Source organism: Aeoliella mucimassa, assembly GCF_007748035.1.
GTDB classification, from domain to species: domain Bacteria; phylum Planctomycetota; class Planctomycetia; order Pirellulales; family Lacipirellulaceae; genus Aeoliella; species Aeoliella mucimassa.
Window position 1 is genome coordinate 6072805 of record NZ_CP036278.1, and the last position, 11830, is coordinate 6084634.

The 11830-nt window shown below is 58.5% G+C and carries 8 protein-coding genes; 2 read left to right on the top strand and 6 right to left on the bottom strand.

Annotation, left to right across the window (positions count from 1 at the left end; genetic code table 11):
• The first annotated feature begins 156 nt into the window (after positions 1 to 156).
• A complete protein-coding gene (locus Pan181_RS23905; protein ID WP_145251188.1) occupies positions 157 to 1992 on the top strand; it encodes a carbon starvation CstA family protein in 1836 nt (611 codons plus the stop codon).
• A gap of 17 nt (positions 1993 to 2009) precedes the next feature.
• Here the strand turns inward: Pan181_RS23905 and fliM are convergent, their stop codons facing one another.
• The 4 genes from fliM to Pan181_RS23925 form a co-directional block, all read right to left on the bottom strand.
• On the bottom strand, positions 2010 to 3095 hold the full coding sequence (fliM, locus tag Pan181_RS23910) for a flagellar motor switch protein FliM (protein ID WP_145251191.1): 1086 nt from the start codon (positions 3093 to 3095) through the stop codon (positions 2010 to 2012).
• Positions 3096 to 3140: 45 nt separating this feature from the next.
• Complete coding sequence (locus Pan181_RS23915) at positions 3141 to 4415, bottom strand: glutamate-5-semialdehyde dehydrogenase (RefSeq protein ID WP_145251194.1); 1275 nt, start codon at positions 4413 to 4415, stop codon at positions 3141 to 3143.
• Positions 4416 to 4525: 110 nt separating this feature from the next.
• Positions 4526 to 5419 (bottom strand): dihydropteroate synthase, encoded by an 894-nt coding sequence (folP, locus tag Pan181_RS23920; RefSeq protein WP_231943687.1) that lies wholly within the window; start codon positions 5417 to 5419, stop codon positions 4526 to 4528.
• A 38-nt stretch (positions 5420 to 5457) separates the two neighbouring features.
• Positions 5458 to 6915 (bottom strand): PQQ-dependent sugar dehydrogenase, encoded by a 1458-nt coding sequence (locus tag Pan181_RS23925; RefSeq protein ID WP_231943688.1) that lies wholly within the window; start codon positions 6913 to 6915, stop codon positions 5458 to 5460.
• A 413-nt stretch (positions 6916 to 7328) separates the two neighbouring features.
• On the opposite strand from Pan181_RS23925, the gene eutB reads away from it, so the two are divergent.
• Positions 7329 to 9536 carry an ethanolamine ammonia-lyase subunit EutB gene (eutB, locus tag Pan181_RS23930; protein ID WP_197528652.1) on the top strand — a complete coding sequence of 736 codons (2208 nt, stop codon included), beginning with the start codon at positions 7329 to 7331 and terminating at the stop codon, positions 9534 to 9536.
• Between the two features lie 66 nt (positions 9537 to 9602).
• Here eutB and lptE read toward each other — a convergent pair whose 3' ends face one another.
• Together lptE and bamD are read right to left on the bottom strand one after the other, a co-directional pair.
• Positions 9603 to 10145, bottom strand: coding sequence for an LPS assembly lipoprotein LptE (lptE, locus tag Pan181_RS23935; protein ID WP_145251203.1), 543 nt, complete (start codon positions 10143 to 10145; stop codon positions 9603 to 9605).
• 107 nt (positions 10146 to 10252) lie between these two features.
• Entirely contained in the window at positions 10253 to 11554 is a 1302-nt protein-coding gene (gene bamD, locus Pan181_RS23940) for an outer membrane protein assembly factor BamD (protein WP_197528653.1), read from the bottom strand.
• Positions 11555 to 11830: the final 276 nt, after the last annotated feature.

Genomic DNA, 11830 nt, shown 5'->3' on the forward strand with positions numbered 1-11830 from the left:
CTAATCTTCAACCGGCTTTCTACGCCAAAGCAGCATTATAGGAGCGTAGTGAATCGCGGTAAACTCAGCCCTTCGGGGCTTGTTGTGGCAAGCCGACTGGGAGAAAGGTAAACTATCGAGGGTACTTTCCTCCTCTTTTCCGCAGATCTTCCACGCATGCTTACCATTCTGGTTGCCATTGGTTCGTTTTTCGCGTTTATCATCGCGTACCATACGTATGGGCGTTGGCTGGGAAGCCGCATCTTTCAGCTCGATCCGCAGCGGACCGTGCCGAGTCACGAACTCCGCGACGACACCGATTTTGTGCCCACCAAACGGTCGGTGGTATTTGGACACCATTTCACCAGCATCGCTGGCACCGGACCAATTGTGGGACCTGCGATTGCTGTTTTCTGGGGTTGGTTACCCGCACTGCTGTGGGTGGTATTCGGATCGATTCTCATCGGAGCGGTCCACGACTTCGGCGCTTTGGTCGTCAGCCTGAGGAACCGAGGACAGACCGTCGGCGAGGTCGCGGGGCGGTTAATCTCTCCGCGGGCGAAGCTGCTGTTCCTGCTGATCCTGTTTTTCGCTCTGTCGATTGTCATTGCGATTTTTGGGCTCGTCATTGCTAATGTGTTCGACATGTACCCGTCGTCGGTCCTCAGTGTATTGGTCGCCGTGCCAGTCGCGGTGGCGGTGGGTGTCTTGGTTTACAAAGCGAATGTTGGTTTGCTCTGGCCATCGATCGCCGCGCTGGCAATCCTGTATACAGCGGTCTACTGCGGTGTTTACGTGGAGGGTTGTGCGATTGAATTGCCAACACTCGAAGCGTTTGGGCCATTTGGCTCGCCGGTGATTCAGTGGACTGCGTTGCTACTGGTCTACTGTTTTGCGGCTTCAGTACTGCCAGTCTGGTTGCTGCTTCAACCCCGCGACTACGTGAACAGCCATCAGCTACTGGTGGCTCTGGCTTTGCTCGTTGGTGGGTTGATCGTCGCTGCGGTGCAAGGCAAAGCACAGCTCGAGAGTGCTCCGGCCATCGCCCAGAACGTGCCGACCGATGCCCCGCCGATCATGCCATTCCTGTTCATTACCATTGCCTGTGGTGCTTGCAGTGGTTTTCACTGCCTGGTTTCGAGCGGAACTACCAGCAAGCAAATCGACTCGGAGAACGACGCCCAGTACGTCAGCTACGGTGGCATGCTACTCGAAGGAGCACTTGCCGTGGTGGTGATTCTGGCCTGCTGCGCGGGCGTGGGCATGGGAGTCGACACGGTGGAGGGGCAACCGACACTCACTGGGCGGGCCGCCTGGCAAAGTCGCTATGCGATTCAGCAAGTCGTAGCCGAAGATGGCACCGTGAGCACGTCCACGCAAGGCTGGAAGACGATGGGGCTCGCCAAAAAGGTGGGAGCCTTCGTCGATGGTGGAGCAAACTTCGTTTCCGCACTAGGCGTTCCATTGCCGCTGAGCAAGGCGATCATCGCGGTGCTCGTAGCCTGCTTTGCCGCAACGACGCTCGACACCGCCACGCGTCTGCAACGATACGTGATTCAGGAACTCGGCAGCTCGCTGAACATGGCACCACTTACAAACAAGTACACCGCAACGACGGTTGCGGTGGTCGTTGGGGGAGCCATCGCCTTACTGCCAGCACCAGGTAAAGATCCAGGCACCGGTGGCCTGATCCTCTGGCCGCTGTTCGGGGCGACCAATCAACTGCTGGCTGGCTTGGCCTTTCTGGTGACCGCTTTCTATCTGCGGCGGCGGAACATTGCGACTTGGTTCGTGGTCGCCCCCATGATGTTCATGCTACTCATGCCCGCCTGGGCGATGATCTACAACCTGACCCACGAATGGCAGGGCAATTATGTGCTCATGGGCTTCGGTGTGTGCATCCTGGCCCTCGAAGGCTGGATGATCGTCGAAGGCCTACTCACCTGGAAACGCGCGCGAGGTGTCCTCGAACAAGCGCTCCCGCCGCTGACGCTCCGCGCCCGCGATAGTTAACGATCAGATCGGCCCGGCTAGGCTTCCTCACTCACCGCGGTGGTGATCTCCTCGCCGATCGAGACGTGCTGTTCTTCGATGGCGTCGACCACGCGAATCGCCTTGCGACCTTTGAAAGCACCGATGGCGGTGAGGAACTTGGGCCTCCCTTCCACGCACAGCACGAGTGGCGCTCGAATGTCCTTCTCGGTGGTCACGATGTCGCCCACGCGCAGTCCGAGCAGGTCGGCGGTGGAAATCGTTGTATCGGCCAGGTCGACGATCAACTCCACAGGGGCATTGCCCACCTGGTCGGACAATCGCTGCAGCGATTCGGCCGAAACCGGGCGTTTGCTAATGGCTACCCAGCTATTCGCACTAAGCTTGTTGCCAATCCGCTCGATGGAGTTGAACGGAATACAGAGGTTCATCATGCCCCGCACGTTGCCGAGCGTTAGCTCGAAGCTGATCAGCACCACCACTTCGTTTGGCGGCACGATCTGCACGAGTTGCGGATTACTCTCGACACGGTCGACGCTCAGTTCCAGGTCGAGCACGTTCTCCCACGCCCGGCGCATTTCCTGCAGAAACAGGTCGGTAATGCGACGAACCAGGCGGAGTTCGATCTCCGTGAGTGGTCTGCGTGCGGGGGGAGTGGGGGTGCTACCGCCGCCTAGCAGGCGATCGATGATCGGAAACAGCAGCGACGGGTTGATATCGAGAATCAACTGTCCTTCTAGCGGCTTGGCCGTAATCAGGTTGAAGCAGGTGGGGTTCTCGAGACTGAACACAAACTCGCTGTAGGTCAACTGATCGACACTGGTGAGCTTTACCTCCACGATCGACCGCAGCAACGCCGACAAGCCAGCGCCGAAGTTACGCCCAAAGCCTTCGTGCATGGTCTGCAGCGCCCGCATTTGCTCCTTACCCACACGCTCGGGGCGTTTGAAGTCGTAAGGAGTAATCTTTTCGCGAGGGCGCATCGGGGGCGCCTTGGCCGTGGGGGGCGGCGGGGCCACCGGTTCAGGGGCAGCCGCCTCGACACCTGCAGGCGGTCCGGCTTGGGCCGCCTTGGCCTCGTTCAGTAGGCTTTCAACTTCTGCTTGGCTTAGTACGTCACCCATCGTTTGCCAATCCGTTAGCAATCAAGGCGAGAAACAGCAATTGGCTTATCCTCGCACTTGTCCTTGTCCTTGAACAATGTATTTATAAGTGGTGAGTTCCTCGATGCCGCAAGGTCCTCGGGCGTGGAACTTATCGGTGCTGATCCCGATTTCGGCTCCCAGGCCAAATTCTCCCCCATCATTGAATCGCGTGCTGGCGTTGATCATCACGGCCGAACTGTCGGCCCCTTCAGCGAACAGCCGGGCTGGCTCCAAGCTGGTGGTGATGATCGCCTCGGTGTGTCCAGAGCCGTAGCGATTGATATGGTCGATCGCCTGCTCAACGGAATCGACCACCTTGCACGAGATGATCGGTCCCAAGAACTCGGCTCCAAAATCCTCTTCGGTGGCAGGAACTGCCTGACTCAGGATCTGGCAAGTTTGCTCACAACCGCGAATCTCCACGTCGTTGGCAGCGAGTGCCTTCGCGACGCTTGGCAGGAACTCGGCCGCTACGTCTTTGTGTACCAGCAGCGACTCACAGGCGTTGCAAACCCCCATCCGCTGGCACTTGCTGTTGATCAATATTTGCTCGGCCATCGACAAGTCGGCATCCGCGTGTACATACACATGACAATTGCCGTTGAAGTGCTTGATTACCGGCATCGTCGCTTCAGCGACCACTCGGCGAATGAGCCCTTCGCCGCCCCGGGGGATGGCGACATCGATCAACTGGCTTAGCTTAAGGAAATGTCCCACGGCCGCCCGATCGGTAGTGTCGACCAACTGCACTGCATGCTCCGGCACGCCATGCTCTTTGGCCGCCAAGGCGAGCTGCGCAACAATGGCTTGGCTCGAGTGGATGGCTTCTTTGCCGCCCCGCAGAATCACTGCATTGCCCGCTTTCGCGCAAATCGCTGCTGCATCGGCAGTGACGTTCGGACGCGACTCGTACACGAAGAACACCACCCCCAGTGGGCAGCTAACCTTGTCGATCCGCAAACCATTGGGGCGGACCGTCGAATCGATTACCGATCCAATGGGGTCACGCAGCGAGGCGACTTCTTCCAACGCACTGGCGATGCCTTCGATACGCTCTGGAGTGAGTCGCAAGCGGTCGATCTGGGCATCGCTCAAACCGTAACCGGGAGCGGCGGCAATGTCTTGCTTGTTGGCTGCCAGGATATCGCTCGTGTGATCGCGTAGGCATTGCGCACTCGCTCGAAGCCAAGCGATTTTGGTACCGCCAGGTAGCGAAGCCATTTGCCGCGAAGCGGCCTTGGCCTGCTCGGCGACTTGCTTGGTGTAAGTTTCGAGGTCCACGTGGTTGCTAGTACCCATGTTGAGTGCTGTATTCGTAGATAGAGTGGCGAAGGAGTATCGTGAGTTTCGCGATAGCGGTCAACGCCGCTTGCGAACGAATAACGGCGGATCGCCGCGGATGCTAGCGGTCAGGCAAGCCCACCCACGGCAGCGAATGCTAGCACTGCTTCGCGGGCGGGGCGTACTTCGTGCACCCGGATCACTTGCACCCCTTGGCGTGCCAGCGCCAGGGCGACGCCGACCGTGGCGGCCGAGCGATCGGCCTGGGAGTCGCCGACGATCTTCGCCAAAAATCCCTTTCGGGAATGTCCCACCAGCAGCGGGCATCCCAGCGAATGAAAGTCGCCACAGTGCGCGGCAAGCGTCAGGTTATGTTCGTGGGTCTTTCCAAATCCAATGCCCGGGTCGAGGCAAATGCGTTCCAGGTCGACGCCGGCCGACAACAACACATGGCGGCGTGTCGCCAGGTAGTTGCGAATTTCGCCGATCAGGTCGTCGTACTGTGGATTGTCCTGCATGGTCTGCGGCGTGCCCTGCATGTGCATGGCGCAAACGCCGGCCTCGGTTTCGACCACCACGTTGATCATCTCCGGATCGCCTTCGAGGCCGGTAATATCGTTGATGATCTCGGCTCCGGCAGCCATCGCCGCGCGGGCGACTTTCGACTTGCTGGTATCGACCGAAATCGGCACGTCGGTTTGTGAAATGAGCTTCTCGACGACCGGCACCACACGATCAAGCTCTTCTTGCTCGCCAACCACTTCGGAATAGGGTCGGGTGCTCTCGCCGCCGATGTCGAGAATGTCGGCCCCTTCGTCTGCTAGCTGCAAGGCATGCTCCACCGCCTCATCCGTGGTCGCGTAGCGACCGCCATCCGAGAAGCTATCGGGCGTCACATTGACGATGCCCATCCACATCGGTAACGACTTGAATTCAAGCGTACGGGTTCGCAACCGCCAGCTAGTAGCTCGCGGTTCGATGGGATGCACAGGAAACGAGGCAGGTTCGAAGGGATTGGTCATCCCACTAGCGTAATCGGAGACGCTGGCGAGGCCAACAGTCAGGCCCGATCAGGCTGCAGCCTCCGCCGCGGTGCACTAGAAACGACCAGCCACCCCACGGCGAACAGCGAAAAAATAGCCACTTTTGCCGCAACTGGCTCAGGCACCGCTACTGGGCTGTCGGCTGGTTGGACCGCTCCGAATTGCTGTTTCCACAATTCGTAGTCCGCGCTCGACACTTGGCCGTCGCCATTTCCATCGCCAGGCACGAACGGGGCCAAGCCGGATGCGCCGAGATTGTCGCGCCACACGGTATAGTCGGCCAGGTTCACGGTGCCATCGTGGTTGTAGTCGCCTGGCAGCGGTGTGTCGGTGACCACGCGGAAGATCTCTCCCGTCCCCAACGTTTGGTTGAAAAGGGACGACGCAATATCGACTAGATAGAGATTGCCCATGGCATCTTCTCCGAACGAGACGAGACCGTTGACCGAACCAACATCGGGCGTGAGTTGGTCGAGAATGTTCTCAACGGTTCCTGTCGGATCGCTGGGATCAAACATCCAGACATTGTCTGACACGGAGTCGCCGAACAGGTACTTGCCCTGAACGCTCGTGTCGGCACCGCGATAGACATAGCCACCGACTAGGGAGTTACCTTCGAACTCTCCTGATCCGTGCGCGTATTCGTAGACCGGGTCGACGTTTCCAGGGGGACGATTTCCGCCGACCCCTCCGCTGGGAGTCGCGCTGGTTCCTTCGCGAAGTCGCCAGCCATAGTTCTCCCCGCCGGTGCTGTCGGCAGATTGAAAATCAACCTCCTCGCGAAAACTCTGACCAACATCTCCGATCCAAAGATCCCCCGTCTGGCGATCGAAACTCGACCGCCAAGGATTGCGAACACCATAGGCCCAGATTTCGTCGTCGCCGGTTATATCGACAAAAGGATTGTCATCAGGAATGCCGTAGTTGCCCGCGTTGGTGCCATCCACGTCGATTCGCAGCACCTTGCCGAGCAGGTTGTCGGTGATGTCCTGGGCGTTGCCGGTGCCGGAGGTATGACCGCTGCCGGTGTCGTTGCTGCCTCCGCCATCGCCCGACATGACGTATAAGTATCCGTCCTCTGGACTGAAACCTATCCATCCTCCGTTATGATTCGTCGCTGGCTGCTGCCATTCGATTACCGTGGTGTAGTCGGTACTCGCGACATCCGGATTTTCGGACGACACGGTGTACTCACGAACGAGTGAGTTGAAATTGGTGCCGGAGTTACTGCTACTTCCTGTCAGATAAACATAGAACTTGCCATTGCTGTCGTAATCGGGGTGGAACGCCATGCCGAGCAGCCCTCCTTCGCCGGAACCGTTGATGCCGGTCACGGTGGCAAACTCGGTCGTGTTGATCGAGTGATCATCGAGATTAAGAATCTTGATATCTCCTCCGCGCTCGACCACAAACAGCCGCTCCGGGTCATTCGGTGCATGCGTCACATAGATCGGGCGATCCAGCCCGGTTGCCATGCGCTCGAGCCCTTGAATCTCCGCCTGTCCACTGGACGCAAGCACTAAACTGGCGACGAGGGCCACTATCGGGACGAATCGCAGAGGAGAAGACATAAAACACCTGTGCTTTGCGAAGAAGAGCGACCATTCACTCGGAGCCTGGTTCCTGGGACTTCCGGGTCCGTCACAGCACTATACGGGGCGAGCCATCGAAGGCAACCAATCCACTGTCTCACGATTTATGTTTGGCGAGTCGCTCAACCTCGCTTATATTGGTCGCAGCTTGACTTCCCCCTTCGCGACTTTCAGGCAGCAAATACCGAAGAGCACGTAGCCATATGCCTACGCGACGAACTTTCATGCAATCACTGGTCAGCGGGTCGGCGGCCGTTGCCATGGGTTCCTTTGGCCCTCGAAGCCAGGCAGATGATATGCTAACACTGACCACCGGAATCGCTCCCCCTGTTCAAGGCGAAGACCTGTTCGCGTACATGCAACGCACCGAAGGGGAGTTCGATCAGCAGCTCTACGCCAAACTGCTCGGCGCGGCAAACGACTACAAGGAGGGCGACGAGATTGTCGGCGTCGCAGCGGCCGACGAGGCCTCGCGCTCCCACGCCCGGCAGTTGCTCGCTCGCACGAAGCTCGCCGACCTCGACTCACACGCGATCCATCACGACGACCTCTCCGACTACATTGCTAGCGTCGTAGATTCTGCGAATCGCCCGACCAGTCAAACACTCACGGTGGGCCAGCTGAAGAGCTTCTTGCTATCAGCCGACGAGCAAGCCATCAAGCAAGCGAGCAAGGGGCTATCGAGTGTAGCGATTGCAGCGGTGGTGAAGCTCATGTCGAACGACGAGCTGATTCAGGTCGGCCGCAAGGTGTTCAACCCGCTACCTGGCAGCAACATCGGCGCCCGCGGGTACCTGAGCGCCCGGGTGCAGCCGAATTCGCCGACGGATCATATCGACGATATTGCCTGGCAAGTGTTCGACGCCTGGTCGTACGGGGTAGGCGACCTGCTGCTGGGAACGAATCCAGTCTCCAGCGAGGCGAAGTCGGTCGCTGCGGTCGAACTCACGCTGCAGGACCTGCTCAAGACATTTGGCATCGACTCGCTGATGCCGCACTGTGTGCTCTCCCACATCGATGTTCAAGCCGAAGTCGAGCAACACTGGCCCGGCTCCACGGAACTGTGGTTCCAGAGTATTGCGGGGAGCGATGCCGCGAACGCGACGTTCGATATTAGCATCGAGAAGATGCGGCAGCACGCTCGGTCGCGGACCGGGCGGTTTGGCATGTACTTCGAAACAGGGCAGGGGGCCGACTTCACCAACGGCCATAGCCATGGCTTCGACATGGTGATCCACGAATCACGCAAGTATGGCTTCGCCCGAGCCCTGAGTCACGATGTCGCTACGGCCCGCGCCAAAGCCGGCGTGCCCGACACTGCGTGGGTGCACCTGAACGACGTGGCCGGGTTCATCGGACCTGAGGTGTTTCGCTCCCGCGAGCAGCTAGTCCGCTGCTGCCTGGAAGACATCGTCATGGGCAAGCTGCATGGTTTGTGCATCGGGCTCGATGTTTGCTCCACCCTGCACATGGACGTGTCGCTCGACGATCTCGACTGGTGCCTGGACCAAATCATGCCAGCCAACCCGGCCTACCTCATGGCGTTGCCGACCAAGATCGATCCCATGCTCGGGTACCTGACCACTGGCTACCAGGATCACGTTCGTATTCGCGAAAAGTTTGGCTACCGCATCAACGACGCGATGTGGCAGTTCTTCCAGCAATTGGGGGTCGTCGATCGCCAAGGGAATCCCACGGAGCACTTTGGCGACCCGCTATGGGTATATCAGCAATACTGCCGCAGGAAGAACGACGAGCGACCAGCTGCTGAAATCATTGCCGAAGGTCGGCAGAAGCTAGCAGAAATTCGCCGCCGAGGTGTGTTTGTCGCGGAAGGCTATGGAGAGAAACCTTCGCAGCTGGCGCCTGAACTGAAGGCAAATATTCATCGCATCTACGACGACGCGAAGCAAAGCATCTGGGCTGAGTTCGATCAGAAGTTTGTCGAGTCGGTTCCCGACGTGCTACCACTCGCGACTCAGTCGGCCGACCGAACCGACTACATTTTGCACCCCACCTCCGGCGAGCAACTGAGCGAACCTGCGCTGACTGCTATCGAAACATTGCGTGATAAGCATGCGGGCGAGGTTGATGTGCAGATCATCGTATCCGATGGACTCAACGCCCTGGCCATCATGGAATCGGATCAGCTAGCACTATTCCTCTCGCAGCTTCGCCAGCAACTCCGCAAGCAAGGCCGAAAACTTGCCGCGCAGCAGGTGCTTGTCCACTCGGGGCGGGTGCGGGCGGGATATCGGATCGGCGAGACCCTGTTCGGCCAACTCCCCGGAAATCGCGCCATCCTGCACGTGATCGGCGAACGCCCTGGCACCGGACATCGCACGTTTTCTACCTACATTACCGCAGCCGCAGGCAGCGTTTGGGGAGAGCCCAACGCAGTCGATCACAACATCACCAAAGTGGTCTCGGGCATTGCGAAAACTGCGTTGGAGCCAAAGAAAGCAGCCAACGATGTCGCTCGATTGTTGGCTGGCATGATTTAGCAGAAGCCGAAATCGCCTATAGCTGTTTAAGCTGGTCGCGCGAGAAGCACGCCCGCTTCGCGAACGCTACCATTCTTCTTCGATCGAACCAACGATCTGCTGGGCGAGTCGCTCGATAGCTATTTGTTGGCTGGAAGCAACCGTTTGGCCCACGGCTGGCACCATCAACGAGGTATCGCCCACCTGACCAAGCTCCGCTGGCATGTCGATGTACGTGGGAGTGGCCATCGGTGCCTGCATGGCGAATCCCGCTCGGCGGCGGTTTACGTAGACCACCTCGGCTTGCAGCCGATTCTCGGCCAATCGCGTCGCGTCGAAGGCGTCCTCCACCAGAGTACGGCGGATATCAGAGTTCAGCTTGATCGAAAGCACCGCATCGGCCGACGGATCACTCACCACTCGGTAGGGGGTTTTGAGTTGCACTTCGTTGATCACCGCCTCGGTGAGTCGCTCGCCGAGGTCTCGGCGATAGCTATCCGACTCGATCATCGGCACGTAGATCGTTTGAATGTCGGGCGCGTAGAGCGATTCGTTCCCCATGCGATAGTTCGCGCACCCGCTGGCGGCGATCAGGCCGACAACCAGCAATAGCAAGTGGCGATAATTCATGGCAGGAGCGATGCGTTGCAAGTATAAAAGAAGGCCGACGAGCTACGCCTGGTCGTGGGGGGAATACGACGAGGCCCAGCTCATCAGCACTTCGCAAGGTACGTTGACTAGCGAAACAGTGTGGTTCCTTCTTCGTCTTTCTTGTCCGGCGATTGGTCACCGCCACGCGAATCGCGAAGCTCAGGCACGCGGGCGACGCGCGTCCGTTCCGGGTTCTCGGGGAACATCTCGATGAGCCACTTCGCTGGTTCTTCGGGCAAGGCTGGTTCGTCGGCAATCGCTGACAATCGCTCGCGGGCGGCCGAGGCCAACTGCGACTCGGGATACTTCTTCATCACCTCGCCATAGTAAATGCGAGCGGCGCCGTAGTGGCCGGTGTTCTCGTAGTGCGAAGCCATTGCCATATCGCGTTGCACGATCGCCTGGTTCACTTCGGCTTGGGTTTGCGCGAGTCGTTCACCTTCGTCGGCGCTTAGTCGTCCCGCGAATTGTGTTCGCAGCTGCTTGGCTAGCACCTTGGCCTCTTCCAAGGGTGCCCCATCGTATTCCGGCCCCTGATATTTACGTAGCTTGGTCTGTAATCCCAGCAGGTGAGCCTCGAACTGATACTCGCTGCGAGGATACTGCTGACGCAACAGTTGATAGTAGTGATCGGCCTCGCCGTACTGACCTTTGCGGAAGTACATGCCAGCCATGGCCATGATCGCATCGTCCGCCCGGGGACCGGTGGGATCGTAAAGCTGAATGTTTTCGTAGGTTTTGCGAGCAAAGCCTTGGGTATCGAACCAAGGGCGAGTCTCGTCGGTGAAGTTCGGCGTCGCCGCCCAATGATGCTCTTTCTGATCGTGCTTTTCCCAGTACTCCGCAATCGACCACAAACGCTCCACAACCCCATCGACTTGTGGCGAGTTGGGATACTTCTCCAGTAGCTCGACGTAGGTTTCCCGAGCGTCCTGATATCTGTCGTCGAAGAAATAGCTATTACCGAGCTGATAGAGCGATTGCCGTTCGAGCGTCGAATTGGGCCACCGCTGGCAAGCTTCCTGATATTTTTTGGCCGCTTTCGCATACTGCTTCGCAGTAAACAGGGTCTGGCCTTCTTGGTAGACCTCTTGAGCGCGCTGTTGATCAGGACCAAGACCAACGGCCACCTTAGCCTTCTCGTAGTTCTTCTTCGGATCGAGCTGCGGAAATAGCCCTTGTGGTTTATCCGACTCGGTGCGGAACACCAGGTCCTTCTCCGACATCGCACCGTCCATCGGGCGGCCGTTCTTGTCGAAGTACCCTGGTACCCCTTCGACCTGGTAGCCCTGACGTTCTACATAGGTCGCTTTGTTCTTATTCTTTTTCCACCACTCCGGCGTACCAGGCGTGGCCGCGGAACCACCGAAGCTAGGCATACTTGGCATGCTCGGCATCTGTGCGGGTAGCGATGCGCAGCCGCAACTAACCAGCATGGCGAGTAACAACGTGGCGATTCGGGAACTGTAACAATTCATGAAATCGGAATACCATCGTGAACAGAACCAAAGCCGCCAGTGGCGACGAAAAGACAAGGCAGCGGGAACTTAGAAAACCGGCTGCACGCGAGTCAAGAGCAGTTGCCCTGTTTCGACCACACGTGAGCAGAATCGCGTAAGTTCTTTTACTCATTGTTACTTGCAAGTTTGCCGACCCAACGGAGA

Excerpts from the sequence above, each read along its gene's own strand:
- folP (WP_231943687.1), bottom strand. The coding sequence starts at position 5,419 with ATGACCAATCCCTTCGAACCTGCCTCGTTTCCTGTGCATCCCATCGAA.
- bamD (WP_197528653.1), bottom strand. The coding sequence starts at position 11,554 with ATGCCAAGTATGCCTAGCTTCGGTGGTTCCGCGGCCACGCCTGGTACG.
- eutB (WP_197528652.1), top strand. The coding sequence starts at position 7,329 with ATGCTAACACTGACCACCGGAATCGCTCCCCCTGTTCAAGGCGAAGAC.
- Pan181_RS23905 (WP_145251188.1), top strand. The coding sequence starts at position 157 with ATGCTTACCATTCTGGTTGCCATTGGTTCGTTTTTCGCGTTTATCATC.
- fliM (WP_145251191.1), bottom strand. The coding sequence starts at position 3,095 with ATGGGTGACGTACTAAGCCAAGCAGAAGTTGAAAGCCTACTGAACGAG.
- Pan181_RS23925 (WP_231943688.1), bottom strand. The coding sequence starts at position 6,915 with ATGGCAACCGGGCTGGATCGCCCGATCTATGTGACGCATGCACCGAAT.
- Pan181_RS23915 (WP_145251194.1), bottom strand. The coding sequence starts at position 4,415 with ATGGGTACTAGCAACCACGTGGACCTCGAAACTTACACCAAGCAAGTC.
- lptE (WP_145251203.1), bottom strand. The coding sequence starts at position 10,145 with ATGAATTATCGCCACTTGCTATTGCTGGTTGTCGGCCTGATCGCCGCC.